Here is a 23,575-nt window from a genome sequence, read left to right on the forward strand (position 1 = left end):
CTCAACGTCCGCTGAGCCCGCCTTCTCACCCCGATCAAGCTGGGGTTTTAACCCAACCGTTGCCCTTGCCGATCAATCCGTCGATGCTGATCCGTCCTGCGCCGATCACGGCGATCAAGAGCGATCCGACACCGAGAGCGACGACGAGTTCGTAGCCACCGTTGTCGATGAAGACACCCTTGTCCGCGTGCACGATGAAGAACGCGCCGACCATGTCGAGGAACAGCAGCGCTCCGACGAGCGGGGTCAGCAGACCCGCGATGAGCAGGATTCCGCCACCGAGTTCGATGGATGCGGCGAGAACTGCAGAAATCTTGGGGAGCGGGGCGCCCATCCCTTCGAATGCGGCCTGCGTTCCGGCGATCTTGTAGGTGAAGAACTTCTGCCAACCGTGGGCGATGAAGATGATCCCGAGGCCGACACGGGCGATGAGGAGTCCGAGGTCACGAGCAATCGACGAATTCATGAGCCAAGACTGACAGCTTTAACTTGAAGCGTCAACTTAATCATTGTGTCACGCACCTCTCAATGCAGACTCGACCATGGCGACGATCTCACTGTCGGAGTACCCGAGCGAGCGGACGCTATGCGCAAACGCAGTCGCCGCTTGTTCGGCCTGCGCCTGCACTGGATCAGCCCCGGACGCGATGAATGTCCCTTGCTTTCCCCGCGTCTCGATGACGCCCTGATCACTGAGCGCGCGATAAGCCTTCGCGACGGTGTTGGCCGCCAAACCCAGCTCCGAGGCGAGCGCCCGCACCGTCGGGATCTTGGTTCCCGCGATCAATCCGCCGCCGTGAACCTGCTCGATAATCTGTTGCCGCAGTTGGTCGTACGGAGCCGTGGAGGAATCGTGTTCGATCGCGATCTTCATCGTCACCCTCGTCGTATCTTCTCGGTCACAGGCCACAGCATCTTCTCGATCACAGGCCCTCGACAGCCTCGCGGATCGTATGGGGGCCGGAGGTCAGAACCAATATCTTGCCGACGCTGGACGGCGCATCGATGAGCGCCTCTACTACGGCGGCGACGTCGGCACGCGGAACAGAGCCGCGATCGACGGGCGGCTGCGCAAGCAACACTTCACCGGTTGGGTCGTCGTCCGTCAGAAGGCCTGGCCGAAGAATCGTCCAGTCCAGCGAAGTCCTTGCCTGGAGGTCCTCCTCCGCCGCAGTCTTCGCCCGCAGGTACGCGGCAAAAACCTCGTCGGTGCCCTCGGGAACGTCGTCACCAGCACCCATGGCGCTGATCTGGATGAACCGACGCACTCCCGCTTTCTCGGCGGCATCGGCCAACAGCACGGCCGCGGCTCGGTCGACGGAGTCCTTGCGTTCGATCGAGCTGCCCGGTCCGGCGCCCGCGGCGAAGACTGCCACGTCGGCACCGTCCAGCACCTTCGCAACTTCCTCGACCGTCGACGATTCCAGATCGATAACCACGGGGAACGCGCCAAGCGTGCGGACTGCACCCTCGTGCGCAGAATTGCGAATCAGCGCTACCGGCCGATCACCATGCCCGGCCAGCAGGTATGTCAGGTGCTGCGCGATCTTGCCGTGCCCACCGGCAATGACTACGCGTCGTTCGTCCACACTTCGATGTTCCGTCATCGTTTTCTCCTCACACGTCGGTACTTCAAGTGCAGCACGCCGGAGCGGCCCGTTGTTCCCCTGTTTGTCCCACGAGTTCGGACGCAGAGGCAGAATGACGAACATGGCATCTGCAACCATCTTCCACAATCAACGGTGCAACACCTCGCGGACTGTTCTCGGGCTCATCCGGGATGCCGGAATCGAACCCACCATCGTCAAGTACCTCGATACTCCGCCTACCCGATCCGAGCTGGAAAAACTCCTCACCGACGCCGGCCTCGAGCCCAGTCAAGCGGTCCGCAAGCGCGAAACGCAGTACAAGGAACTCGGACTCGCCGACGCTTCCGAATCCGAGATCCTCGACGCGATGATCGAACACCCAATTCTGATCGAACGCCCCTTCGTCGTCACTGACAAGGGCACCGTGCTCGCGCGTCCGGCAGCCAAGGTGGAAGAGATTCTCTGACAGCGCCTACCACTCACAGCGGATCGCGGGCGATCGGACAGGACATACACCGAGGCCCGCCACGACCGGAGCCCAGTTCGGAACCCGCGATTCGCAAGACCTCGATACCCGAGGCCTCCAGCCTCGCGTTCGTTTCGACGTTGCGCTCGTACGCGACGACGACGCCAGGTTCGACAGCCAACGTGTTGTTGCCGTCGTCCCACTGCTCACGCTCGGCCGTCACCGTGTCGAGTCCGGTGTCGATCACACGAAGTTTTCCGATTCCCATGGCGTCGGCTGCCGCTTCGAGGAACGGCGTCGCACCGCGAATACTCACTCCGTCATCTTCCTTGCGCAGGGTGAACGCCGACAATGCGTCCTGGATGGCCGGGTACATGACGACCGCGTCGGCCTCGACCATGGTGCAGACCGTGTCGAGATGCATCGACGCTCGGCGCTGCTCGATCGGAACAACCAACACGGTGTGCGCGAGACCGTCGTCGAACACGCTGCGCGCCAATGCTTCTGCTCCGGCGGGTGACGTCCGCTCACCGACACCGATTGCGATCACCCCCGGAGCGAGAAGCAGCACGTCCCCTCCCTCGACGGGGGCGGTGTGGGACTCGTACGCGCGTCGCACGCCCTTGAATCGAGGGTGATGGGCGTACACGAGATCCGTGATCGAGGATTCGCGAGCTCGCGCCGACAACGCCAAGGACGTGATGATCACCCTCGGCCCGACCCAGAACGACGAATCGCGGGTGAAGAGCAAATTGGGCAGGGGGTCGATCACGAAGTCACCGCCGTGATGCATCCTGCGCACCAACGAGGTCGAGTCGGCATCGATCGGCAGCTCGTCGAACGTCATCCCGGCAGTGAGGATCGACGACAGCTCCTTCGGCTCTACCTGTCGCAGGTACGCGGCCAGGTGTTGCCCAAGCGCGTGTCCGATCTTGCGTGCGTCGACGGCAGCCGCGATTCCCTGGATCCTGGCTGCGCCACTGACCTTGAGCGCCTCGGTGAGGAGGTCGGACAAAAGCAGCACCTCGACGCCGCGCTCACGAAGGACGGTCGCAAACTGATCGTGCTCTTCCTGCGCACGGTCCACCCACGGCAACGCGTCGAACAGCAGCTCGTCGTTGTTGCGCGGGGTCAACCGTTTCAACTCGTCGCCAGGCCGATGAAGAATGACCGATCGCAAGCGGCCCACCTCGGAATCGACACCGAGGGGGACGGAGCCAGAAGCGTTCATGAGTGAACACTAATCCCGTAGGCCCCACCCAGCAGGGAGAAGCAGCTGCCTTACCGGCCCGCGTAACGTCTGATCCGACGCAGGCGAGAGGACTACGCAATGGACAGTACGGATCAGGTGGCGCTGAGCGGCGCCGGAATCGACAGGTTCACCGGACGCTGGGTCGGCGCTGGAGCCGGACATTTCCCGACCATCGACGACTTCGAGTACTCCGAGGAGATCGAGTTCGCGGCCACTCCCAAACCATTTGTCACCTACTCGTCGCGCACTCGCGGGCTTCCCGACGGCCGACCGCTTCACATGGAGTCGGGATACCTGCGCCCAACATCTGGTGGCGAGCTCGAACTGCTCGTCAGTCAACCCACCGGATTTGTCGAGATCCACCGCGGCACCGTCGACTCCGAAGGCACTCTCGCTTTGACCCGTCTCACGCTCGCAGCATCGCCCGACGCAAAACCCGTTCACGACGTCCGACGCGTCTTGCGGGTCCAGGGCGACACGCTGACATACGACGTGTGGATGGCGCACGGAGACACCCCGCTGATGCATCACCTCCACGCCACTCTTCATCGGGCGACGGACCGGTAGCCGTTATGGAGATGCCGTCGTGGAAGGCCAAGGAACTGACGCCCGGCCAACTCTCCGAGCGCAGCGGTGTGGCGGTCTCAGCCCTACATTTCTATGAACGGGAAGGCCTGATCGTCAGTCGCCGGACCGGCGGCAACCAGCGTCGATACCAACGAGACACGCTTCGACGCGTCGCCTTCATCAGAATCTCGCAACGCGTCGGAATTCCGCTGTCGGAAATCCGGGAGGCCCTCGGCACACTGCCTGAAGGCCGGACGCCGAACCGCGCAGATTGGGAGAGGTTGTCGACCGGGTGGCGGCGCCACCTCGATCTACGCATCGAGCAGTTGGAACGCCTACGAGACAACCTCACCGGCTGTATCGGTTGTGGATGCCTCTCGCTGGAGGGGTGCGCCCTCGCCAACCCTCACGATCAACTCGCGTCCGCCGGCCCGGGTGCGCGCGTTCTGGAGGTCGATTTCGGCGCCGATTCAGGCGAGAAATGACTCGACGGCGTCCCGATCGCGCCCCAGCAAGTCCTCGACGGTCTTCTTCAGCAACTTCTCGATCTGGCCGCCGATAATCGGCATCTTCACCTCAGCCGTTCCGTCGACGACCAACCGCGTGCAGGACTCGGCAGCGGTGAGATCGAGCGTCGTCTCGATTCGTATCGGCAGACCCTGCGCAATTCCAGTCACCGAACCTGCCGCACGCCCGTCCGACAGAGGTCCCCACCGATCGATCCGCTGCAGACCGAGTCGACTCGGCGCAACCTTCGCAACCAAGCTCGGCAGGGAGGCGGAGTCGATTTCCTCGGACACCGATACTTCGATGGATCCGTCCAGTACCGCGATGTCCGAGGTGGCATACAGATCGCCCAGTCGAACTTCCCAATAACTCGGGTCTGTCAAAGTTCGATGAACGTCGTCGATCGGATATTTGAAATCGATATCGAAATGAAAACTCTTCGGCATGACCTTGGTCCCTATTCGACTAGATAAAAGTCCCGACTGAGTTAATGCTCATCGCTTGAGCAATTTACCGAACTGGTCGTTCGCTTTTTGCATGACGAACTCATAAGGCGGGGCGAATTTGCGCGCCCACCAGTATCCGAAACGGATGTCATTGGACGTGTAAACGAGATACTTGTTCTTCTCGATCCCCCGAACAATGCACGACGCCACCTTTTCCGGCGAAACCGCGCGCTTCTCGAACCGATGTGTGAGCTTTTTTACCCGCGGGTCATCCCTGTCGATACCCGCGATTTCCACAGTTCCCACCAAAGGCGTCTTCACCCCACCAGGCACAACCAGACTGACGCCGATCCCGTGCCGCTTCAGATCGAATCGCAGCACCTCGGAGACCCCGCGAAGGCCGAACTTGCTCGCACTGTAGGCAGCGTGCCACGGCAGGGCCAAGAGCCCGGCGGCCGAAGACACATTGACCAGATGTCCACCCTTGCCTGCACGAATCATGGGCGGAACAAACGTCTCCATGACATGAATAGGCCCCATCAAGTTGACGTCCACCATCGACTTCCAATGCCGATGTTCGAGGTTCTCGATAGTTCCCCAAGCTGAAATGCCGGCGATATTCATGACGACATCCATCGGAGAGAATTGAGTGTGAATCTCGGTACCGAATTTCACGACCTCGTCGTAGTCCGAGATGTCGAGCGCCTTCGCCATGCTGACCGTGCCGCCGCCGGCACCGACCATCGCAACGGTCTCCTCTAATCCGAGGTCATTGATATCGGTGAGAAACAATTCTGCACCAGCTTCGGATGCGCGCAGCGCGGTTGCGCGTCCAATTCCACTACCAGCGCCGGTGATCAGGCATTTCTTGCCGTCGAGCGACCTTACAGACATGGATGAACACTCCCCCGCACTCGTACTGTGGACATGCGGGAAAGTCTACGCACGCACGGTGCGGCCGCCCCGAAACACGCAAGTTGACCTGCGAGTGAGGCCGCACTCCACAAATATTCGGTGGAGACGACCGCACGCAGTACTAGAGACGCTGCATCATCTGCTCTTGATAGCCCCTGACCGTACGGTCGAGTTCTTCCGCCGCTACATCGTCCCCACGCTTGCGCGCGTCGTGGGCTCGATCCTGAATTTCACGGATTGCGCGGCGCAGTTCGTCATCGCTCATCGTGTGTTTCATATCACAATTCTGCACCTGTCCAGCGGGTTTAGCTAGCACAGATCGCATTCCGGCAAACCGTTCAAGGTTCAACCCAGAAGTGATCCCCACGACATCGCGAATAAGCATTCAGATTGCGGCCCCATTCATTCAAACCGTCTCTGAACTGCAGTTTTTCAACCGAAACACTCTCGAAAAACCAGGCTAACGCTTAGCTAATATCGCCAAAACAGGTAAATAGTCTGATAATGGGCATATTAGCCAAGTACTGGAAGGTTCGAATAGCGCAGCCGTAGCTGCGCATTTCCGTGCGGCGGATACTCAATGTGCGCTGGGACATAGCTGAGCACTCAACGACCCGATAAATCGAATCTCGGACACATTTGACAACTAGTCCACTAAACAGACTACGGTGAGCTACCGATCGGTTATCCGCGTGATACCGTAGGATTCACTGAACGGACAATTGCTAGCTAGAGAGGATTACGGGGCGGTTCACAATGGCTGACTTTGCAGAACGATTGAACAAACTGTTCGACAGTGTTCATCCTCCGGGGCGCAAACCCCACACCAATGCCGAGGTTGCGGCAGCGCTCATCGAAGACGGCCATCAGATCTCCAAGCCGTACATCTCGCAGCTCCGCTCGGGACAGCGCACCAATCCGTCCGACGAGACAGTCGCCGCATTCGCCAGGTTCTTCAAGGTGAAGCCCGACTACTTCTTCAACGACATCTACGCAGCCAAGATCGATCACGACCTCGAGCTGCTCTCGCAGCTCCAAGGCTACGGTCTTCGCCGCCTCTCGAGCCGTGCATTCGACCTCTCGGAAGAATCGCAGAACCTGCTCACCACGATGGCTGAAAAGCTCCGCGCGAGTGAAGGATTGCCAGAGGTTCCGCCTGACGCGTCACGCTGATGCGAAAGTGCTGACGTGCCGAGAGCACTGAAATAACTGAAATGACATGGAGTAGGTCGACTATGAACGTCGACCTACTTTTGTCGTTTCATCGAGTTCTTTCGCCAACAACAAGACCCAACGGCGCGCAGACATCTTCTCCGGTGGTGCAATCCACCTGGTGTCCAACACATCCGAGGCCAACGGATCCGCGATCCACCCTGCCATTATTCCCGCATGTGCAGTGACTGCCCGTGGCGGTTCCTGTCCGCCGACGTCGAACATCCCGGCGCCGGACTGGATGTACATTGCATCCATGATCTGGGCGATCATGTCCGATGCTCGCAGCACAGACGTACTTCCGGCACTGTCCGCGTCGACAACCTCGGGAAATCGCTTGACGAGAAGCGCATGCATTCGCCGCAGACGATACAAATCTCGTCGTGCGCGCAACCAGGTCTCGAGAAGCACCCATGTGATGCCCAGCGCTATGAGAACACTCGACGCAGCGATGAACCAAACCCCTGCGCCCGTCCAGACATCCGATTCGAGTGCTCCTGTGCCACCGATCGATTCGACCAGCATCACGACGACCACGACAAGCAGGATCGACGAACCCGTCACGATCAATGCGATACCGCGGCCCAACGGCGCCCACGCTACGTGTCTTAGACCTGTCGAAATGACAAGGGACAGAGCGACGATGACAAAGATCAGAGCCGGCGCCGGGTAACCGAAAAGAACCGCGATCGCCACCAGCAGCCCCACCGAGTACAGCACCGTAGCCAGACCGCGCATAGCTGGACGCGACATCACCGGCCAGGCAGACACGGCACCGACTGCGCTGGCCGCAGACAACGCTGTCCACAAGACGATGACGATCATCGCTGCGGCATGCTGCTCCGGTGCAATGCGATCGACGATGTCCCACACCGCCGGCACCATGACCGTCGAGGACAATGCGACCGAGAAGCCGGCAAAGACCATCGACATTCGCAAGGGCGTAGCGGTGCGCGCGACAACTCGACCCAGTCTCGCGCCGGCTGCAACCCAGACGAGAAGGGCGACAGCCCAAAAGATCATCCGATCGCCTCGTCGTACCGCAACACCGACAGCGGTGTCCCACGGCCACTCATCGTTCGCAGACGCATGATCAACATGGACGCAAACGTCTCGGCTTCCCACTCGGCGATGTCATCCATCGGCACGGGCTCGTTGCGCCGCAAAGAACGTTGACTCAGCATGTACGCGATCAAATCGTCACTGACTTCGAGCGTCGCCTCGGCGATCTCGGCACCCTCGTGACGAAACACTATGTGCCCCAACTCATGTGCCAGGGTTCGCTCGACATTGGGCAGTCCGGGAGCCAGCACGATGACATCGTGATCGTCGTAGGCTCGACGCTGACCGCACACTCCGGTGGCGAGCGGGGTTTCCAGATCGATCTCGATCGGTCGACCACGCTCGCGGGCGACTGTCTGCACCACCGTCAGCAGTGACACAGCCTCGGACGACGCTGCAGCGTCACATACGGCATCCACCGCAGCCAGAACGCGGCGATGTGAACGTCTGTCCGGCACGACTCACGCACCTCCCTGTGATCCGGGTGCCAGGAATTCGGCACGAGCGGCAGCCAATCGCGCCTTCTGCAGCGATGCTCCGCGGAAAGTCATTGCTCCCGCACCGGCCGCTACAACTGCCATTCCGCCCACACCGCCGGCGACGGCGGCAGCGTTGAGAATCGGCGGAAGCCCTTGAGTGAACGCCGTCGGAAATGCCTGCGGGTTGTCACTGGGAGCCGCGACGTTCGGAGTATTCGACGGCACCTGGGGAGCCACGGGTGCCGGAGCGGCCAGGACCTCGGGGACCGATGGTGCTGCGACTGCGCCCGGCGCAGCGTTCGCCGGTCCACCGGAAGAGGGTGCCGGTGCTCCGCCACCCGCTGACGGTCCCTTCGGATCAGACGGTCCTGCCGGCGGAGCCGCCACCGCGGACGACTGCTCGGAACTCGGCTGCGATTCGGAGGGAGACTGCGTCTCTGACGTCTGCGACTCGGAGGGTGCTTCGCTCGGAGAACTCTCGGTCTGCGAGGTTGGGCTGGTTGCCGGTGACGCACTGCTGCTCGGACGTTGCGACGCCGAAGGGTTCACTGAGGGCTCAGTCGTCGTCGTGGTCGGCTCGGTCGTCGTCGTGGTCGGCTCGGTCGTCGTCGTGGGCTCAGTCGTCGTCGTTGTCGGCTCGGTCGTCGTCGTGGGCTCAGTCGTCGTCGTTGTCGGCTCAGTCGTCGTCGTTGTCGGCTCAGTCGTCGTCGTTGTCGGCTCAGTCGTCGTCGTTGTCGGCTCAGTCGTCGTTGTCGGCTCAGTCGTCGTCGTCGGCTCAGTCGTCGTCGTCGGCTCAGTCGTCGTCGTCGGCTCAGTCGTCGTCGTCGTCGGCTCAGTCGTCGTCGGCTCAGTCGTCGTCGGCTCAGTCGTGGTCGGCTCAGTCGTCGTCGTGGTCGTCGGCACAGTCGTCGTGGTCGTCGGCACTACCGTCGTTCCGCAGTTGTGGTGATGGCAATGCCAGCCGTAGTTGCCGTTGCCGCCACCGTTGTTGCCGTTGCCGTTGCCGCCACCGTTGTTGCCGTTGCCGTTGCCGCCACCGTTGTTGCCGTTGCCGCCACCGTTGTTGCCGTTGCCGTTGCCTCCACCGTTGTTGCCGTTGCCGTAATTGCCGTTGCCGTGCCCGTTGCCGTTGTTTCCATTGCCGTTGTTTCCATTGCCGTTATTGCCACCAGGCTGGGCGGCGACGATGGCGGGGAATACCGATACGGCAAGGACGCCGATTCCCATCAGGCACATCACAGCAACAAGCATCATCGCTAGCCGTCGTGGCTGGCTCATCGACATTCCTCCCCGACATATACGTCCTACCTGCGGAAAACTGCAGCGGACTCATCGTGCCTATCGCAGCGGACAGACCCTCGTTACATTTCCGGCAAACATGTATCCACCCAAGGATCATCCCTCACTTGGAAGCTCAACGGTCCGGATCGGCGGTCGCAATCGTATGAAACGGCGCACACTCAGACCGAATCTTCGCAATTCGGGCAGGCCCTGAAAATGCAGGAAAGGGTCGTTCAACTTTCGTTGAAAGACCCTTTTTGCTGGTACTTCTTGGTGGAGCTGAGGGGAATCGAACCCCTGACCTCTTCGATGCGAACGAAGCGCGCTACCAACTGCGCCACAGCCCCGTGCCACCGCCTCAGCGGTGCTCGGCAACTCTAACAGGAATGAATACTCCCGTTGGAATCACCCGACACGAACTTTCGGCCCGACGGATCGACCCAGAAGATCGGCTCAGAGGATCACTGACCGGACGCGCGACGCATCTCGGTGTGCCTGATCTCTTCTTCGTAGTGGTCCAAGTGATCGAACACCGGATCTTCGTCGTCGACCTCGAGGACAACCGCTCCGGGCCGACGCAGTCGCGCGGGAATCAGGCGCAGCTCTTCGTCGGTGTGCGATTCGACTCCGAGTCGCGATCGGTTGAGGCGTTCGGTGCGACGGCGGCGAATCTCCTGCTCGATCCGAACCTGCCGACGCAAGTAAGCCATGTACCCGCCGAGGCCGCACACGGTGAGCGCGAACAACCACCACACCATCGGCGAGATGATCAATGCGAGAGCGCCCGAAAGAATTGCGACGAACGCAAGTCCCAGCAATGTCCGCTGACGGAAGGCATACCGCGCCTCCCGGGCGATGGCATCCGCTTCGGGGTCGAACCCGCCTCGGCCGCGCCTGACGGGAACAAATTCTCCGACCGGTGCACGACCGCCGGCGTAATCGTCTTCTGCGTGAGTGTCCATCTGGTCCTCCGCGTCGTAGCTGCTGCGCACTGGTTCTGGTTGCCAGTTCGGATCGCTTCGATGTCCTGCTGCCGGCCCGCGCTGAACAGGGTTGCTGTCGCCGCGGTGGAGTACTCGAGTCGCGAGCGCCGCGTCACTCGTCTGCCGGATCCTGGGGCGCTTGTTGACAAGCATCGGCACCAGGACGAACAGCCACACGGCCACCAGCCCGATCCACACGAATGAGCTAGGCATGCCGCGGCCTCCTCCCGATCACCTACCAGCACCTATGCCAGCCGTTGACGAGTCAAGGTTAACGGCCGACGCCCTCGCATCGTTGCCGACGCGCCGAACCCCACCATACTCATGTGTCACACGCGTACCGAACTGAACTTCCGGTTCAGTCCCAAAAGTCTCAAGTTCTAGTTGAATCAAAAATCACAAATTTCCGACCAAAAGTAGGACTACTCAGCGGTAACTGCTGTTTAGCTCGCGTTTCTCACGCTTCTGGCGCCGTCTTCGTCACACCCACGAAGCGCGCCCGGACCGCACCAATCTGTCGACGACGGTGGTGGGCACTTCCTCGATCGTCATTCCGACCAGAAGATGGTCGCGCCATTGGCCGTCTACATCGAGATAGCGTTTGAGGAGACCTTCCTCCCGGAACCCCACATTTCGCAGGACTGCGCGACTCGACGCGTTCTCGGGGCGAACAGTGGCCTCCACTCGATGCAGACCGACCTTCGAGAATGCGTGATCGAGTGTGAGCGCAACGGCCGCTGTGGCAACGCCCCCACCGGTGACGTGCGAGGCGACCCAATAGCCCACCCAGGCGGACCTCAGGGCGCCGCGCACCACATTTCCGATGGTGACCTGCCCGCAGTACTTCCCGTCGAGTTCGATCACCAGGGGAAGGATCCTGCCCTTGCGCGCTTCGGAGCGAAGGTTTCCGCACAGGGAGGGCCAGACGGTGATGTGGTGGCGAGCATCCCAGGGCGATTCTCCGGTGGGCTCCCACGGCTCGAGGTGCTCGCGATCGCGAATGCGGAGACGACTCCACACAGCAGCGTCACGAAGTTTGACGGGGCGGAGGGTCACCACGCCCGCGGGCACTCGCAGCGGGCCGAGATCTTCCGGCCATCCTGGATGGACTGACATCACACCCCACTCGGGTCGGCGTTACCCACGTTGGGCGAGAAAAGCTACGTCGACTTCTTCACCGATGTGCACTTCGGTGACGTCTCGATCGACAAGAACCAGGCAATTGGCTTCCGCCAAGGTCGCGAGGAGATGAGAGGACGCGCCGGGTGCACCGCCGAGGGCCTGCACCAGGTACTCCCCCGTCGCTTCGTCACGCATCAGCTGACCACGCAGGAAACCCTTGCGATCGGCGATCGACGTAATCGTTCCCACCGTGCGCGCCTTCACGACTCGTCGCATCGGTTGGCGTCGTCCCAGCGCGATTCTGATCAGCGGGCGAACCATGACTTCGAATACCACCAGTGCGCTGACCGGGTTGGACGGTAGGAGAAAGGTCGGAACCTCGTCTCGTCCCAGCTGTCCGAAGCCCTGGACTGACCCCGGATGCATGGCAACGCGCTCGACCTCGAGTGTCCCCAGATCGGCAAGCGCCTCACGAACTTCGTCGGACGCTCCGCCGCCCACTGCACCGGCGATGACAACGATTTCCGAGCGAATCAGCTGACCCTCGACTACTTCACGAAGACGGCGCGAGTCGTTGCCTGCGATTCCCACGCGGTTGACGTCGGCACCGGCATCACGCGCGGCGGCGGCGAGAGCATACGAATTGACGTCGTAGACCTGACCAGGCCCCGGCGTGCGATCCACGTCGACGAGTTCTCCACCGACGCTGATGACCGAGAGGCGCGGACGCGGATGGACGAGCACTTTGTCGCGGCCGACGGCGGCAAGCAACCCGACCTGTGCGGCTCCGATGATGGTGCCTGCACGAACAGCGACATCACCCGGTTGGACGTCGTCACCTGCACGGCGAACGTAATCGCCCGAACGCACCGGCTCGAAGATCCGAACACGAGCGCGACCACCGTCGGTGTTTTCGAGCGGAAGGACTGCGTCGGCCAACGTGGGCAACGGCGCGCCGGTGTCGACTCGGACGGCCTGACGAGGTTGCAGCCGGATCGGTTGGCGTGAGCCCGCCGTCACCTCGCCGACCACCGGCAAGCTGAGGTCCGTGGGCTCGCCGTCCTCCCCTCGGAGATCGGCTCCCGCGCCGGCGACATCGACGCTGCGAACCGCGTAACCGTCGATGGCAGCTTGATCGAATCCTGGCAATGGGCGTTCGGTCACCACTTCCTCGGCACACAGCAGTCCCTGCGCCTCCGAGATGGCGACCCGAACCGGACGGGGTGCCACTGCAGCAGCGGTAACCCTGGTCTGCTGCTCCTCAACCGACCGCATCTGGTCCGCGTCCTCCTGTGTCTGGAAATTCGGTGATATCCGTCAGCTCATGATGCCTTGCCTTCGAAAAGGGACAAGCACATTGATACTGCGTTATCGGGCGATCAACCACCGTGGCGACACGCTCAGCGGTCGAGTCGATCCGCGAGCCACTTACGCAAGGACGGGCCGTAGTCGTCACTGTCGAGAGCCAGGTCAACCGAAGCGCGGAGGTACCCGCCGGGGTTGCCCAGGTCATGACGTGTTCCGCGGTGCACCACCACGTGAACCGGATGACCCTCGGAAATCAGGAGCGCGATGGCGTCGGTGAGTTGCAACTCACCGCCGGCTCCCGGCTTGATGCGACGAAGTGCGTCGAAGATCGCACGGTCGAGCAGGTAGCGACCCGCCGCGGCAAAGGTCGACGGCGCATCTTCCACAGCGGGCTTCTCGACCATGCCGACGACCTTGAGTACGTCGGGATTGACCGCGTCGGGAACGATCTCGACGTCGAAGACGCCGTACGCACTGACCGCATCTTTGGGTACGTCGATTGCACAGAGAACGGAGCCGCCGCGCTTGGCCCGAACTCGCGCCATGATCTCCAGGACACCACGCGGCAGTACGAGATCGTCGGGCAGAAGGACCGCGATGGCATCTTCGTCGTCGTCGAGAACCGACTCGACACAACCGACGGCATGCCCGAGCCCGAGGGGCTGTTCCTGAATCACGGAATCGACTTCGAGCAAACCGGGCGCTTTGCGCACCTTTGCCAGCGCAGCAAGTTTTCCGCTTGCCTCCAGCTTGCTTTCGAGTACGAGATCCTCGACGAAGTGAGCAACCACTCCGTCTTTACCCGGGGACGTCACGATGACGAGCCGCTCGGCTCCCGAGTCCGCGGCTTCACCAGCCACCAGTTCGATACCCGGTGTGTCCACGACCGGCAGCAATTCTTTCGGAACCGTCTTGGTGGCAGGCAGGAAGCGCGTACCAAGTCCGGCTGCGGGGACCACGGCCGTACGGAAGGCCCTCGTGCTGCTAGCGACAACGTCTGTCATGCCAACACCTTAGCCGCCGCTTGTTACCGCTCGGTCAGCAAGACGAATATCGTTGCGGGGTGACACCTCGGACAAAAGCGCAATGGCGACAAATCGCACTCGCAGCCCGTGAAGCAGTCTCGGAGCACACTCGAAACACGGAAACTGCGGCGTTGATCACGCACCTGCGGTCGGTGATCGTCGACGGGTCAACGGTATGTGCGTATGTCCCCACTCGCACCGAACCCGGATCCACCGACTTGCTCGACGCCGTTGCCGAGATCGCCCAGCGAGTACTACTTCCGATCACCGGGGAGCCCGGACCCTTGTCCTGGGTCCAGTACAGCGGCGCCGACGGTTTGCGCCCGGCGAAGTACGGCATTCGGGAGCCCGTCGGACCCGTCCTACCACCGGAAACCCTGTCCGAGGTGGAATGCATGCTGATCCCTGCACTCGCGGTGGACTTTCGCGGAACACGCCTCGGCCGTGGCGCAGGCTTCTACGACCGCACTCTCGGGTCGGTCGGCTCGCAGACTCGACTGGTGGCCCTCGTCAGAGACTCCGAACTCGTCGAGACCTTGCCGGCAGACGACCACGACATTCCGATGGGCTGGGCACTGACGCCGGGCGGCGGTCTCACGCGGCTCCATCGCGAATGATCTGCGGGAATAGATCCCTGATTAGCGCTGTTGGCACTGTCACTTGTAGAGTGCTAAAGGCTGCGGTGTAAATACGCGGCTGCTCGAACATCACAGTGCGGAGGAAGCCCGGTGCCCACCTACTCATACGCATGTACGGAATGTGACAACCGTTTCGACATCGTCCAGTCCTTCAGCGAAGATTCGCTGACGGTCTGCCCAGCCTGCTCAGGCAAGCTCCGCAAGCTGTTCAACTCTGTTGGCATCGTGTTCAAGGGCAGCGGCTTCTACCGCACCGACAGCCGCGGCGGCTCCGGCACAGCGAGCGAGCCGGCCAAGAGCGATTCCGCACCTGCCGCGAAGTCCGAGTCCAAGTCGGACTCCTCTTCGACCTCGAGTTCGTCGACCAGCACGCCGGCGCCCGCGAAGGCTGCCGCAAGCTGATTTCCACAACCTCCGGGTTGTCCACAGGTTCACATCGTTAGGGCCGGAAGCACCGCTTCCGGCCCTAACGTGCATGAATGCCGTCAGTACGTTCTCGTTCGCCGAGGCGCTCCCACCCATTGCGCGCCCAACTCGATCTCACGCCGAACACCTTCGATCGCCTCGTCGAACTGACACGCGGCACACGATTTCGCTCGGCGACCGTCCGCAAGTTCGCAGCCGTTGTCCTGGCCGTACTCGGCGTTGTTCTTTTCTTCCGAGGCGACCCCGCGACCGACACCGTCGCCGTAGTTGTCTCGAGTCGCGATCTCACTCCGGGGCAGGTGATCGCGGATTCGGATGTCGAGGTCCGCGAGATCGACTCGAAACACCTTCCCGAAGGAGTTGTCTCCGATACCGACCTGGTAGTCGGGAGAACCGTTGCCGGCCCGATTCGCTCCGGAGAAACCGTCACCGACGTGCGTGTTCTCAGCCCCCGGTTGGCCGGGTTGTCGGTGGGCACCGACGACGCCCGCATCGTTCCCGTTCGACTCGCCGATGCGGCCGTTGCAGACATTTTGCGCAGCGGCGATGTCGTCGACGTCCTGACTGTCGGCCCAGACACACCCCGCCCCGACACACCCAACGAATCAATTGCCGACAAGGCCCCGCAGATTCTTGCCGCGGGGGCGGTCGTCGCGCTGGTCACCACCTCGGAAAGTACACGTAACCTGCAGGAACAGGTGATTCTGCTGGCCCTGCCGACACCCGCGGCCAACGTCGTAGCCGCCGCATCTCTGTCCAATGCGATCACCGTGACATTTCGCTGACCGCACAAAGCGGCCGAAGCTCCTCTAGGATTTTTCCAGTCGGTTCGGTATCAACGGACCATCTGGCACTTGCCATCGGAGACTCGAGGGGACACCGACATGCTCAAGGGATTCAAGGATTTCCTGCTTCGCGGAAACGTGCTCGACCTGGCCGTCGCAGTGGTCATCGGAGCTGCCTTCACCGCCATCGTCACAGCATTCACCAGCAACATCATCAACCCGCTCGTCGCTTCGATCGGCGGCGGCAACGAATACGGGTGGGGCATTCAGCTGACGGGTGACACCTCTGAGACGTTCCTGAACTTCGGCGCAGTGGTCACCGCGATCATCAACTTCATCATCATCGCAGCGGTCGTTTACTTCGTCCTCATCGTTCCCGCGAATGCGGCGAAGAAGAAGTTCGTCTCCGAGCCCGAGGACAAGGAAGCCAGCGAAACCGATCTGCTCATCCAGATCCGCGACATCCTCTCCGCCAACAGTGGCGCCGACACGGGAGCGCACGCCAAGACGCTCGAATAGGCAGTGCCCACAGAACAAATCAGGCCCTCGGACATTGCGTCCGAGGGCCTGATTTACTTCTCAACCACCGTGGTGCGGGGGCCGCTGGCTGCGCAGCCAATCGTCGTCCGAGGATCGCGACGATCCTTCCGGACCCCGCTCGTCCGACGTCGTCTCGGGAAAGACGTCCCCGAAGATGCGCGCCAGGCGCTTCTTGTCGACTGGCGGCTTCTTCGGGATATCCGGCTGCTCGGGCAAACCGTCTCAGCCCTCGAGGCTGGACAGCTCGGCGATGACGTGGCTCGCCAGTGCCGTCAGGGTTGCCATGCCGTCGCGAATCGCCGGCCTGGTCGACGCCAGGTTGGCGACCAACGTGCTGCCCGAAACCCCGACGAGGCCACGGGACAAGCCTGCATCGAGTGATCCGGCCGAAAGACCGGAAGCGCGAAGTGCTTCGGCAATTCCCGGGATCTCGCGATCGAGAACCTCGGCGGTCACATCGGGAGTGACGTCACGCGGGGACACCCCGGTACCGCCGACCGAGATGACGAGGTCGACGCCACCGATGACTGCTGTGTTGAGAGCGTTGCGAATTTCCACTTCGTCGGCGGCGACGGCAACCGTCGCATCGACGAGAAAACCCGCTTCGTTCAGCAGTTCCGTGACCAGAGGACCGATGGAGTCGGTGTTGTCGCCGTGGGCTGTGCGATCGTCGACGATGACGACCAGAGCGCGGCCGGCCGATGTGGCTTCGAGTTCCATGACTCCTACCGTAGTGTCCGATCCCGACGCCGTTGCGATCTGGCCGAAGATCGGGTCGATCGTCTGCTGATCGCCGAACATCATCGACCGCCCTGCGCTGCCGCGGTTCCCAACGTGACGTCGACGGTCTTGGTCTGTCCGCCGTCGCTGTACGTGATCGAGACCTTGTCGCCGGGAGCATGTGAACGCACTGCCGCGATCAGCGAATCACCATCTGCGACAACACGATCGTCGACTTTGGTGATGACTGCACCCTTCGGGATACCGGCCTTGGCAGCCGGCCCGTCAGCAGTGACATCCATGACGGTTGCGCCGTCGGCGTTGTCCTGCGACGGCACGGTCACGCCGATCATGGCCTGGGTCGCCTTGCCGGTCTTGATCAGTTCGTCGGCAACGCGACGTGCCTGATCGATCGGGATGGCGAACCCGAGGCCGATGGAACCGCCCTGGGTACCCGAGGACGCTCCGAGAGAGGCGATCGCCGTGTTGATGCCGATCAGCTGGCCGTCCATGTTCACGAGGGCACCACCGGAGTTGCCGGGGTTGATCGCTGCGTCGGTCTGCAGAGCGTCGATGACGGTGTTCTGGTTACCGGACTCGCCGCTCGTGGACACCGGACGATCGAGGGCGGAGATGATGCCTTCGGTGACCGTGCCGGCCAGACCGAGCGGGGACCCGACGGCAACAACCTGCTGTCCGACCTGGACGTCGCCGGAGTTGCCGAGATCGATGGGAGTGAGGTCGTTGCGACCGTCGACCTTGATGACGGCGATGTCGGAGACGGGATCGGCACCGACCAGGGTGGCCGAGGCCTTGGTTCCGTCGGAGAACGCGACGCGAAGTTGCGCTCCCTGAGCACCGGCAACGTGGTTGTTGGTCAGGATCAGGCCGTCGGATGACAGGATGACACCGGAACCCTCACCGCCCTGTCCCTGTGCGGTGGCCACCTCGATCTGCACGACGCTGGGCACCACCTTCGAGGCAACGGCCTGAACCGAGCCGGCAGGAGCGTTGGACGTGTTGGTCGCAGTGGGCTTGGGGGCATTCAACGAGTTGGTGACCGTCGCGGTTCCTCCGTTGCGGTCCGCTACGACGGCTCCGACCACGCCACCGACGCCACCACTGACCAGAACCAGGGCAAGAGCGCCGGCAACCAGCGCCATGCGTCCTGACTTCGGCTTGGTGGTGGTCGAACCGGAGTTCGGCCCCTGCAGCGGCGCTGGGATCTGATTGTGGCCGCCCGGACCGTTCGGGCCACCGGGTCCACCGGGTCCACCAGGTCCACCTGGGTTGGGTGCGCCGTACGGAGCGTTCTGCTGGTACGCGGCCTCATGGGCACCGTGCGGGTGGCCGAAAGCCTGCGTGGGCTGGTGCTGCGCCTGCCCGAAGCTTTCGGTGGGCCGGGCAAAAGATTCGGTCGGCTGGTACGGCTGCTGCGGCTGCGCCTGGGTGGTGGGCTCGCTGTTGGGCTGCTCGGGCCGGGTCGGCCCGACGTTACGGTCCTCGGTCATCGGCTCGCTTTCGTCTACGGTGACCACCGGACGGGCAGTCACAACTGTTCTGCCGACAATGCTGCCTTGCGCTGCTGAGAAGGCGCTGAGACGTGCCTGTCACTTTACCCAGAGTTCGACGTGAAAAACCGGTGTTGCCGGCTCGGCCCGAAAGACTTTCGGGCCGAACGCATTAAGCCGTGACGTCAGTCACCGAAGCGCGGGACCAACGGGTCTACAGAACACGCTACTCGGCACTCGGCCCCGGTTCACCGGGAAGCACGATTCGAACCAGCGCTCCCCCGCGATCGGATTCGTCGATCGCGATGGTGCCGCCGTGCTTGACGACGACCTGACGCACAATCGCAAGTCCCAGACCCGATCCCGGCATGGACCGAGCCGCGGTCGACCGGTAGAAACGATCGAACACCAACTCCCGATCCTCCTCCGGAATGCCAGGTCCCGCATCACTTACGGTCAATTCCAACAATCCTTGGCCGACCGGACGCATTTCGACGCGTACCTGTTCGCCCTTCGGGCTCCATTTCGCAGCGTTGTCGAGGACGTTGAGCACGGCACGCGAGAGGCCCGCCTGGTCTCCGTAGACGTACCACGGAGTGGTGACCGCCTCGAACTCGATTTCGTTGCGCCTGCGCCGTGCTCGCTCGAGCGCCCGCTCGACGACGTCGCTGACGTCGACCCGCTCGTACACGGTTTCGGGCGCGTCTTCGCGGGCCAGGTCGACGAGGTCGCCGACAAGAGTCGACAGTTCCTCGATCTGCGCGACGACGTCGGCGCGCAGTTCGGCCATGTCCTCGTCGGGAATCTGCGGCGCGCCTGGTCGGCTGGACGCGATGAGCAATTCCATGTTGGTACGCAACGAAGTCAGCGGTGTGCGCAACTCGTGTCCGGCGTCCGCAACGAGACGCGACTGACGCTCACGGGACTCGGCGAGCGCCCGCAGCATCGTGTTGAAACTCTCTGTCAGGCGCGCCAATTCGTCACTGCCGGTCACGGGGATCTGCGTCAGATCGTCGGTCCGAGCGACTCGTTCGGTGGCAGCAGTCAGCCTGGCAATGGGCCGTAAACCGGTGCGGCCCACGGTAGTACCCGCCACCGCCGCGAGAATGACGCCACACCCGCCGACCACGAAGAGCACCCAGGCCAGACGGTCCAGTACCGCGACGGTCGGCGCGAGCCGCTGCCCGATCACCAAAGTGCTTCCGTCATGGGTTCGTTGGGCCAGCACACGCTGGCCGTCGACGGTTCGCAGCGAGGAATCCGATTCGCCCCGCGCAACGGCATCTTCGGCTTCACCGATCGGCACGTCGGAACCGGGCGGCTGGTACGTGCTCAGATCCGAGAAGATCAGGGCGACACTGATGTCGGTCGTGTAGAGCGTCGCGCCGGAGATGTAGCGAGGATCGAAGCGCACGACATTACTGTCGATGAGCACCGCTGCTCTGGTCCGCAACTGGTGATCGACGTCCGCGTAGAGCGCACGCGAAACCACCGCGTATGCCGCGATCGCCATGACCGCGACGGCAATGGCCACCACCGACGCAGCGAGCAGTGTCACGCGCCAACGCAGCGACACCGAACGGGTCAGTGGCATCGGCGGGCGCATTTCGACGGACGCTTGGGTGGTGGAGGATTTCTTCGGTTCGGCGTTCTTGCCGAACGGAGCGGTGATCACGGAGGCGTCTCCCGCAGGACGTAGCCGACTCCGCGGACGGTGTGAATCAACCTCGGTTCGCCGTCCGCCTCCGTCTTACGACGCAGGTAGCCGACGTACACCTCGAGCGCATTGCCGGACGTCGGGAAGTCGTATCCCCATACCTCTTCGAGAATGCGTCCACGAGTCAGCACGCGGCGCGGGTTGGCCATGAGCATTTCGAGTAGGGAGAACTCGGTTCGGGTGAGGCTGATCGATCGTTCGCCGCGCTTGACCTCGCGGGTGACCGGGTCGAGGGTGAGGTCCTCGAACGCCATCATCTCGGAATCGGCGTCGAGATCGGGTGCGGTGCGACGCAGCAGAGCGCGCAGTCGCGCGAGCAGTTCTTCCAAGGCAAACGGCTTGGGCAGGTAGTCGTCGGCTCCGGCGTCGAGGCCGGCGACTCGCTCGCTGACCGAATCGCGAGCGGTGAGTACCAGGATGGGTAGGTCGTCGCCGGCGCTACGCAATCGGCGGCACACTTCGAGTCCGTCGAGTCGCGGCATCATGACGTCGAGAACGACGGCGTCGGGCCGGTTGGCGAGGATCTTCTCGAGAGCGTCGAGCCCGTCGACCGCGAGTTCGACCGTGTAGCCGTTGAAGCTGAGCGACCGCCGAAGCGACTCGCGAACCGCCCGGTCGTCGTCGACCACCAAAATACGCATACCGACAGTTTGGACTGAAGTGCTGAGATGCGGCTGAGAGGGTCCGATTCCGGGCTCCGGCGTGTCGCGATCAGTCCCGGGTTCGCCGGGGTCCTGGCAGACTCCAATGCCGCCACAACGCAAGCAGTCTGAACACTGCGGCGAATGCGGTGCCGCATACCAGCGCGGCGTTGGTGGACAGTCCGGCTTGCGAGACTGTGACCACCAACGCAGCGCCGAGCAGTGCGGGAACCGCGTACAGGTCCTTGTGCAGGAGCAGCGGCACCTCGTTGACGAGGACGTCGCGGATCACTCCGCCGCCGATTGCAGCGGTCGCACCGATCAACGTCGCCGCCAGCGAACTGGCGTTGTTGTCCAGCGCGATGACGGCGCCGGTGCTCGCGAACAGACCCATTCCCAGTGCGTCGAGCGCCAGGATTTCACGACGCAGTCGATTCAGCGGCTCGTGGAGGTAGAACACGGCGAGTGAGGTGGCCGCGGCCGTTCCGAAGTACGGCCAACTGCTCAGCGAGCTGGGCGGATGGACGCCGAGGAGAACGTCGCGGACGATACCGCCGCCGATACCGGTGAACACACCCACCGAGCACACCCCGAAGATGTCGAGTCGCTTGGTGACGCCCACCAGGGCACCCGAGGCTGCGAACGCCACGATGCCCACCAGTTCGAGGATCCTCAGCAGCACCGGCCAAGGATCGCACGGTCAGATGCGGCTCGGGTCGATCACCCCGAGTCGAACTGCTTTGACCAGTCGCCGGGGAACCCGGTGGGTCTGGCCGAAGGCCGTGACCTCGACCAGATCGGGCGCCGTCGCCTTCCACTGGGCACGGCGACTGCGCGTGTTGGAGCGCGACATCTTCCGCTTGGGAACGGCCATCAGAGTGCCTTGCGCTTTCCGTAGCGACGCTCGAACTTCTCGACGCGTCCTGCGGTGTCCATCACGCGTTGCGCTCCGGTCCAGAACGGGTGCGAGTCGCTCGTGACATCGACGACCAGCAGCGGGTACGTGCCGCCGTCTTCCCATTCGACGGTGCGGTCACTCGTCACGGTCGATCGGGTCAGGAAGCTCTTGCCGGTGCTGGCGTCCTGGAACACCACCGGGTGGTAGTCGGGGTGCATCTGCTTCTTCATTCGTTTCCCTCTCGCGTTGATTCGGTTTCGGCATAAGGTGATTCGGATTCGTCACACGGGTCTTCGTGGAACTCACCGAACGGGTCTTCCCAGGTGGCCCACGACGTTTCATCTGCCAATTCGTCGTCGGTGACCAAGGCATGCTGCAGTGTTCGGTCGATCTCGAGCGGGTTGGCACCGCAGGTCAGAACGACCATCGAGGTGTCGCGATCACCGAAACGCTCGTCCCATTTCAGGGCCGCGAGGGCACGGCGCTCGGCCGGAACGCGCTCTCGTTGCTCCGGCGTCATCGCGGCCAGCCAGGTGTCTGCGCTGGCAACCCGCAAGCCACCGCCGGCCGATTCGAGCCAGAGCGCTTCACCCGGTTGCGTCGCCACCCAGACGCGCCCCCGGGAGTACACGACGCCTTCGAGCAGGACGTCGATCGCCTCGTGCAGACGCCCGGGGTGGAACGGCCGGTTCGCGGTGAACTCGACCAGCATCACTCCATCGTCGTCGTCGAGCGGCGGCTGGCGACGCAGCAACGGTGAATGTGCGTCGGCCAGTTCACCGCGTCGCGCATCCGCAGGCACCTCGAGGAGCAGTGCCTCGATGTCGTCTCCCTCATCGAAGACGGGTACCCGCGGAGCGATGCGCGCGAGAACCGCGTTCAGTCGGGACCGCTGCCAGCCGTCGAGTCCGTCGGACCCGCGCAGGACGAGCGCGTCGGCGAAGTCGACCTGCCCGACGACGACCTGAGCCAGAGTGCGGTCGTCGTCGAGAGCTTCGTCGCCCGTCGCGTCGGCGAGCCAGGTCTGCGCGTCGATGCACGTCACGACGGCGTCGACGCGGACATCGCGCTGTGCCGGTCCGTCCAGTTGGCCGACGACGCCGGTCACGACGACGTGCTCGATCGCCCAGCACAGCGCCTCGGGCTCGAGTTGGCGGTCCAGCAGCAAGACGATCCGCTGGACCGAACTGTGCGAGTGAAGCCGGCGCAGGAGCGGCAGCAAGTCTTCGCGCAGGGTGCAGGAGATGCAGCCGTGCGCGAGCTCGAGGATCGTCTCGCGCTCGGACACAGTGCTGGCAGACCCGGCACTCCCGGTCATCGAGGTGACCGTCCGCCGGACCACCCCTTCACGGACGTGGCTCAGGTCGTGATGGACCAGAACAGTTCCGGTTCGCAGCAACGCTCGTGCGGTGTGTGGGGTGGATTCGCTCATGCCGGCGACCAGGACCAGCGGAGTCCTGCCGTCCAAGATCGTGTTCACAGCGG

Annotated in this window: 33 protein-coding genes and 1 tRNA gene; 10 read left to right on the forward strand and 24 right to left on the reverse strand. The window is 62.9% G+C overall.

What is annotated here, in order from left to right:
• Positions 1-34 precede the first annotated feature (34 nt).
• The 3 genes from ACWF6P_RS23495 to ACWF6P_RS23505 are packed head-to-tail and all read right to left on the reverse strand — an operon-like array spanning position 35 to position 1,607.
• Positions 35-466, reverse strand: a complete 432-nt coding sequence (locus ACWF6P_RS23495; protein ID WP_003946228.1) for a DoxX family protein — start codon at positions 464-466, stop codon at positions 35-37.
• Positions 467-514: 48 nt separating this feature from the next.
• The gene (locus tag ACWF6P_RS23500) at positions 515-874 is read right to left on the reverse strand and encodes a GntR family transcriptional regulator (RefSeq protein ID WP_230814308.1); all 360 of its coding nucleotides are present in this window, start codon (positions 872-874) and stop codon (positions 515-517) included.
• A gap of 49 nt (positions 875-923) precedes the next feature.
• Positions 924-1,607, reverse strand: coding sequence for an SDR family oxidoreductase (locus ACWF6P_RS23505; protein ID WP_378446439.1), 684 nt, complete (start codon positions 1,605-1,607; stop codon positions 924-926).
• A gap of 94 nt (positions 1,608-1,701) precedes the next feature.
• Here ACWF6P_RS23505 and arsC point away from each other — a divergent pair, with 94 nt between their 5' ends.
• The gene (gene arsC, locus ACWF6P_RS23510) at positions 1,702-2,055 is read left to right on the forward strand and encodes an arsenate reductase (glutaredoxin) (RefSeq protein WP_452622705.1); all 354 of its coding nucleotides are present in this window, start codon (positions 1,702-1,704) and stop codon (positions 2,053-2,055) included.
• 13 nt (positions 2,056-2,068) lie between these two features.
• On the opposite strand, the gene arcA is transcribed toward arsC, so the two are convergent.
• Positions 2,069-3,286: an arginine deiminase gene (arcA, locus tag ACWF6P_RS23515; protein ID WP_452622706.1), complete on the reverse strand. Its 1,218-nt coding sequence runs from the start codon at positions 3,284-3,286 to the stop codon at positions 2,069-2,071.
• Between the two features lie 99 nt (positions 3,287-3,385).
• Between arcA and ACWF6P_RS23520 the strand changes: the two genes are divergently transcribed.
• Together ACWF6P_RS23520 and soxR are read left to right on the forward strand one after the other, a co-directional pair.
• Positions 3,386-3,874 carry an FABP family protein gene (locus ACWF6P_RS23520; protein ID WP_452622707.1) on the forward strand — a complete coding sequence of 163 codons (489 nt, stop codon included), beginning with the start codon at positions 3,386-3,388 and terminating at the stop codon, positions 3,872-3,874.
• 5 nt (positions 3,875-3,879) lie between these two features.
• Entirely contained in the window at positions 3,880-4,359 is a 480-nt protein-coding gene (gene soxR / locus ACWF6P_RS23525; protein ID WP_452622708.1) for a redox-sensitive transcriptional activator SoxR, read from the forward strand.
• Here the strand turns inward: soxR and ACWF6P_RS23530 are convergent.
• From ACWF6P_RS23530 to ACWF6P_RS23540, 3 genes are all read right to left on the reverse strand, one after another.
• A complete protein-coding gene (locus ACWF6P_RS23530; RefSeq protein WP_378532652.1) occupies positions 4,345-4,827 on the reverse strand; it encodes a DUF2505 domain-containing protein in 483 nt (160 codons plus the stop codon). The genes soxR and ACWF6P_RS23530 overlap by 15 nt on opposite strands.
• 48 nt (positions 4,828-4,875) lie before the next feature.
• Positions 4,876-5,721, reverse strand: a complete 846-nt coding sequence (locus ACWF6P_RS23535) for an SDR family oxidoreductase (RefSeq protein WP_378532650.1) — start codon at positions 5,719-5,721, stop codon at positions 4,876-4,878.
• A 142-nt stretch (positions 5,722-5,863) separates the two neighbouring features.
• The gene (locus tag ACWF6P_RS23540) at positions 5,864-6,007 is read right to left on the reverse strand and encodes a hypothetical protein (protein WP_378446434.1); all 144 of its coding nucleotides are present in this window, start codon (positions 6,005-6,007) and stop codon (positions 5,864-5,866) included.
• Positions 6,008-6,498: 491 nt separating this feature from the next.
• On the opposite strand from ACWF6P_RS23540, the gene ACWF6P_RS23545 reads away from it, so the two are divergent.
• Positions 6,499-6,915 (forward strand): helix-turn-helix domain-containing protein, encoded by a 417-nt coding sequence (locus tag ACWF6P_RS23545; protein WP_003946231.1) that lies wholly within the window; start codon positions 6,499-6,501, stop codon positions 6,913-6,915.
• A gap of 60 nt (positions 6,916-6,975) precedes the next feature.
• Here ACWF6P_RS23545 and ACWF6P_RS23550 read toward each other — a convergent pair whose 3' ends face one another.
• From ACWF6P_RS23550 to ACWF6P_RS23560, 3 genes are read right to left on the reverse strand one after another with little or no spacing between them, the layout of a single operon-like run.
• A complete protein-coding gene (locus ACWF6P_RS23550; protein ID WP_378632132.1) occupies positions 6,976-7,977 on the reverse strand; it encodes a hypothetical protein in 1,002 nt (333 codons plus the stop codon).
• Positions 7,974-8,474, reverse strand: a complete 501-nt coding sequence (locus tag ACWF6P_RS23555; RefSeq protein WP_003946241.1) for an ImmA/IrrE family metallo-endopeptidase — start codon at positions 8,472-8,474, stop codon at positions 7,974-7,976. The genes ACWF6P_RS23550 and ACWF6P_RS23555 overlap by 4 nt, the downstream gene beginning before the upstream one ends.
• A gap of 3 nt (positions 8,475-8,477) precedes the next feature.
• Positions 8,478-9,044 (reverse strand): hypothetical protein, encoded by a 567-nt coding sequence (locus tag ACWF6P_RS23560; protein ID WP_452622709.1) that lies wholly within the window; start codon positions 9,042-9,044, stop codon positions 8,478-8,480.
• Between the two features lie 19 nt (positions 9,045-9,063).
• On the opposite strand from ACWF6P_RS23560, the gene ACWF6P_RS23565 reads away from it, so the two are divergent.
• Complete coding sequence (locus tag ACWF6P_RS23565) at positions 9,064-9,444, forward strand: hypothetical protein (RefSeq protein WP_452622710.1); 381 nt, start codon at positions 9,064-9,066, stop codon at positions 9,442-9,444.
• 5 nt (positions 9,445-9,449) lie between these two features.
• Positions 9,450-9,755, forward strand: coding sequence for a hypothetical protein (locus ACWF6P_RS23570; RefSeq protein WP_452622711.1), 306 nt, complete (start codon positions 9,450-9,452; stop codon positions 9,753-9,755).
• A gap of 292 nt (positions 9,756-10,047) precedes the next feature.
• Here the strand turns inward: ACWF6P_RS23570 and ACWF6P_RS23575 are convergent.
• The 5 genes from ACWF6P_RS23575 to ACWF6P_RS23595 form a co-directional block, all read right to left on the reverse strand.
• Positions 10,048-10,123 (reverse strand) — tRNA-Ala (locus ACWF6P_RS23575).
• A 114-nt stretch (positions 10,124-10,237) separates the two neighbouring features.
• Complete coding sequence (sepX, locus tag ACWF6P_RS23580; RefSeq protein WP_007727521.1) at positions 10,238-10,972, reverse strand: divisome protein SepX/GlpR; 735 nt, start codon at positions 10,970-10,972, stop codon at positions 10,238-10,240.
• 267 nt (positions 10,973-11,239) lie between these two features.
• Positions 11,240-11,875 carry a GNAT family N-acetyltransferase gene (locus ACWF6P_RS23585; RefSeq protein WP_452622712.1) on the reverse strand — a complete coding sequence of 212 codons (636 nt, stop codon included), beginning with the start codon at positions 11,873-11,875 and terminating at the stop codon, positions 11,240-11,242.
• A 21-nt stretch (positions 11,876-11,896) separates the two neighbouring features.
• Positions 11,897-13,156: a molybdotransferase-like divisome protein Glp gene (glp, locus tag ACWF6P_RS23590; protein ID WP_317554289.1), complete on the reverse strand. Its 1,260-nt coding sequence runs from the start codon at positions 13,154-13,156 to the stop codon at positions 11,897-11,899.
• A 125-nt stretch (positions 13,157-13,281) separates the two neighbouring features.
• A complete protein-coding gene (locus ACWF6P_RS23595; RefSeq protein ID WP_019744725.1) occupies positions 13,282-14,193 on the reverse strand; it encodes a UTP--glucose-1-phosphate uridylyltransferase in 912 nt (303 codons plus the stop codon).
• Between the two features lie 59 nt (positions 14,194-14,252).
• On the opposite strand from ACWF6P_RS23595, the gene ACWF6P_RS23600 reads away from it, so the two are divergent.
• The 4 genes from ACWF6P_RS23600 (at position 14,253) to mscL (ending at position 16,582) form a co-directional block, all read left to right on the forward strand.
• A complete protein-coding gene (locus tag ACWF6P_RS23600; protein WP_378543574.1) occupies positions 14,253-14,831 on the forward strand; it encodes a 5-formyltetrahydrofolate cyclo-ligase in 579 nt (192 codons plus the stop codon).
• Positions 14,832-14,942: 111 nt separating this feature from the next.
• Positions 14,943-15,254 (forward strand): FmdB family zinc ribbon protein, encoded by a 312-nt coding sequence (locus ACWF6P_RS23605; RefSeq protein ID WP_003946378.1) that lies wholly within the window; start codon positions 14,943-14,945, stop codon positions 15,252-15,254.
• A gap of 77 nt (positions 15,255-15,331) precedes the next feature.
• Entirely contained in the window at positions 15,332-16,063 is a 732-nt protein-coding gene (locus ACWF6P_RS23610) for an SAF domain-containing protein (RefSeq protein WP_452622713.1), read from the forward strand.
• Positions 16,064-16,162: 99 nt separating this feature from the next.
• Positions 16,163-16,582: a large conductance mechanosensitive channel protein MscL gene (gene mscL, locus ACWF6P_RS23615; protein ID WP_317827296.1), complete on the forward strand. Its 420-nt coding sequence runs from the start codon at positions 16,163-16,165 to the stop codon at positions 16,580-16,582.
• Between the two features lie 60 nt (positions 16,583-16,642).
• Here mscL and ACWF6P_RS23620 read toward each other — a convergent pair whose 3' ends face one another.
• The 9 genes from ACWF6P_RS23620 to mrf all read right to left on the reverse strand — a co-directional run bounded on the left by ACWF6P_RS23620 (position 16,643) and on the right by mrf (position 23,570).
• Positions 16,643-16,819 (reverse strand): hypothetical protein, encoded by a 177-nt coding sequence (locus ACWF6P_RS23620; protein ID WP_230814328.1) that lies wholly within the window; start codon positions 16,817-16,819, stop codon positions 16,643-16,645.
• A gap of 6 nt (positions 16,820-16,825) precedes the next feature.
• Positions 16,826-17,323, reverse strand: coding sequence for a MogA/MoaB family molybdenum cofactor biosynthesis protein (locus ACWF6P_RS23625; protein WP_283303020.1), 498 nt, complete (start codon positions 17,321-17,323; stop codon positions 16,826-16,828).
• 80 nt (positions 17,324-17,403) lie between these two features.
• Positions 17,404-18,834: a S1C family serine protease gene (locus ACWF6P_RS23630; protein ID WP_452622714.1), complete on the reverse strand. Its 1,431-nt coding sequence runs from the start codon at positions 18,832-18,834 to the stop codon at positions 17,404-17,406.
• 226 nt (positions 18,835-19,060) lie between these two features.
• Positions 19,061-20,440 carry a HAMP domain-containing sensor histidine kinase gene (locus ACWF6P_RS23635; RefSeq protein ID WP_020908630.1) on the reverse strand — a complete coding sequence of 460 codons (1,380 nt, stop codon included), beginning with the start codon at positions 20,438-20,440 and terminating at the stop codon, positions 19,061-19,063.
• A gap of 65 nt (positions 20,441-20,505) precedes the next feature.
• Complete coding sequence (locus ACWF6P_RS23640) at positions 20,506-21,192, reverse strand: response regulator transcription factor (protein WP_003946387.1); 687 nt, start codon at positions 21,190-21,192, stop codon at positions 20,506-20,508.
• Between the two features lie 70 nt (positions 21,193-21,262).
• A complete protein-coding gene (locus ACWF6P_RS23645) occupies positions 21,263-21,874 on the reverse strand; it encodes a trimeric intracellular cation channel family protein (protein WP_003946409.1) in 612 nt (203 codons plus the stop codon).
• An 18-nt stretch (positions 21,875-21,892) separates the two neighbouring features.
• The gene (gene rpmF, locus ACWF6P_RS23650; protein ID WP_007727540.1) at positions 21,893-22,066 is read right to left on the reverse strand and encodes a 50S ribosomal protein L32; all 174 of its coding nucleotides are present in this window, start codon (positions 22,064-22,066) and stop codon (positions 21,893-21,895) included.
• Complete coding sequence (locus ACWF6P_RS23655; RefSeq protein ID WP_019744731.1) at positions 22,066-22,320, reverse strand: type B 50S ribosomal protein L31; 255 nt, start codon at positions 22,318-22,320, stop codon at positions 22,066-22,068. Before ACWF6P_RS23655 ends, rpmF begins: the two co-directional genes overlap by 1 nt.
• Positions 22,317-23,570: a ribosome hibernation factor-recruiting GTPase MRF gene (gene mrf, locus ACWF6P_RS23660; protein ID WP_452622715.1), complete on the reverse strand. Its 1,254-nt coding sequence runs from the start codon at positions 23,568-23,570 to the stop codon at positions 22,317-22,319. The genes ACWF6P_RS23655 and mrf overlap by 4 nt, the downstream gene beginning before the upstream one ends.
• Between the last annotated feature and the right edge of the window lie 5 nt (positions 23,571-23,575).

The sequence above is a fragment of the Rhodococcus sp. NPDC055024 genome (genome assembly GCF_053608585.1).

Bases quoted from the DNA above. Each gene is read 5' to 3' on its own strand.
- ACWF6P_RS23625 (WP_283303020.1), bottom strand. From the start codon at position 17,323: ATGGAACTCGAAGCCACATCGGCCGGCCGCGCTCTGGTCGTCATCGTC.
- ACWF6P_RS23655 (WP_019744731.1), bottom strand. From the start codon at position 22,320: ATGAAGAAGCAGATGCACCCCGACTACCACCCGGTGGTGTTCCAGGAC.
- arcA (WP_452622706.1), bottom strand. From the start codon at position 3,286: ATGAACGCTTCTGGCTCCGTCCCCCTCGGTGTCGATTCCGAGGTGGGC.
- ACWF6P_RS23595 (WP_019744725.1), bottom strand. From the start codon at position 14,193: ATGACAGACGTTGTCGCTAGCAGCACGAGGGCCTTCCGTACGGCCGTG.
- ACWF6P_RS23505 (WP_378446439.1), bottom strand. From the start codon at position 1,607: ATGACGGAACATCGAAGTGTGGACGAACGACGCGTAGTCATTGCCGGT.
- ACWF6P_RS23550 (WP_378632132.1), bottom strand. From the start codon at position 7,977: ATGATCTTTTGGGCTGTCGCCCTTCTCGTCTGGGTTGCAGCCGGCGCG.
- soxR (WP_452622708.1), top strand. From the start codon at position 3,880: ATGGAGATGCCGTCGTGGAAGGCCAAGGAACTGACGCCCGGCCAACTC.
- ACWF6P_RS23500 (WP_230814308.1), bottom strand. From the start codon at position 874: ATGAAGATCGCGATCGAACACGATTCCTCCACGGCTCCGTACGACCAA.
- ACWF6P_RS23545 (WP_003946231.1), top strand. From the start codon at position 6,499: ATGGCTGACTTTGCAGAACGATTGAACAAACTGTTCGACAGTGTTCAT.
- ACWF6P_RS23635 (WP_020908630.1), bottom strand. From the start codon at position 20,440: ATGCGCCCGCCGATGCCACTGACCCGTTCGGTGTCGCTGCGTTGGCGC.
- rpmF (WP_007727540.1), bottom strand. From the start codon at position 22,066: ATGGCCGTTCCCAAGCGGAAGATGTCGCGCTCCAACACGCGCAGTCGC.
- arsC (WP_452622705.1), top strand. From the start codon at position 1,702: ATGACGAACATGGCATCTGCAACCATCTTCCACAATCAACGGTGCAAC.
- ACWF6P_RS23570 (WP_452622711.1), top strand. From the start codon at position 9,450: ATGCCAGCCGTAGTTGCCGTTGCCGCCACCGTTGTTGCCGTTGCCGTT.
- ACWF6P_RS23535 (WP_378532650.1), bottom strand. From the start codon at position 5,721: ATGTCTGTAAGGTCGCTCGACGGCAAGAAATGCCTGATCACCGGCGCT.
- ACWF6P_RS23540 (WP_378446434.1), bottom strand. From the start codon at position 6,007: ATGAGCGATGACGAACTGCGCCGCGCAATCCGTGAAATTCAGGATCGA.
- glp (WP_317554289.1), bottom strand. From the start codon at position 13,156: ATGCGGTCGGTTGAGGAGCAGCAGACCAGGGTTACCGCTGCTGCAGTG.
- mscL (WP_317827296.1), top strand. From the start codon at position 16,163: ATGCTCAAGGGATTCAAGGATTTCCTGCTTCGCGGAAACGTGCTCGAC.
- sepX (WP_007727521.1), bottom strand. From the start codon at position 10,972: ATGCCTAGCTCATTCGTGTGGATCGGGCTGGTGGCCGTGTGGCTGTTC.
- ACWF6P_RS23640 (WP_003946387.1), bottom strand. From the start codon at position 21,192: ATGCGTATTTTGGTGGTCGACGACGACCGGGCGGTTCGCGAGTCGCTT.
- ACWF6P_RS23610 (WP_452622713.1), top strand. From the start codon at position 15,332: ATGCCGTCAGTACGTTCTCGTTCGCCGAGGCGCTCCCACCCATTGCGC.
- ACWF6P_RS23495 (WP_003946228.1), bottom strand. From the start codon at position 466: ATGAATTCGTCGATTGCTCGTGACCTCGGACTCCTCATCGCCCGTGTC.
- ACWF6P_RS23630 (WP_452622714.1), bottom strand. From the start codon at position 18,834: ATGACCGAGGACCGTAACGTCGGGCCGACCCGGCCCGAGCAGCCCAAC.
- ACWF6P_RS23585 (WP_452622712.1), bottom strand. From the start codon at position 11,875: ATGTCAGTCCATCCAGGATGGCCGGAAGATCTCGGCCCGCTGCGAGTG.
- ACWF6P_RS23530 (WP_378532652.1), bottom strand. From the start codon at position 4,827: ATGCCGAAGAGTTTTCATTTCGATATCGATTTCAAATATCCGATCGAC.
- ACWF6P_RS23520 (WP_452622707.1), top strand. From the start codon at position 3,386: ATGGACAGTACGGATCAGGTGGCGCTGAGCGGCGCCGGAATCGACAGG.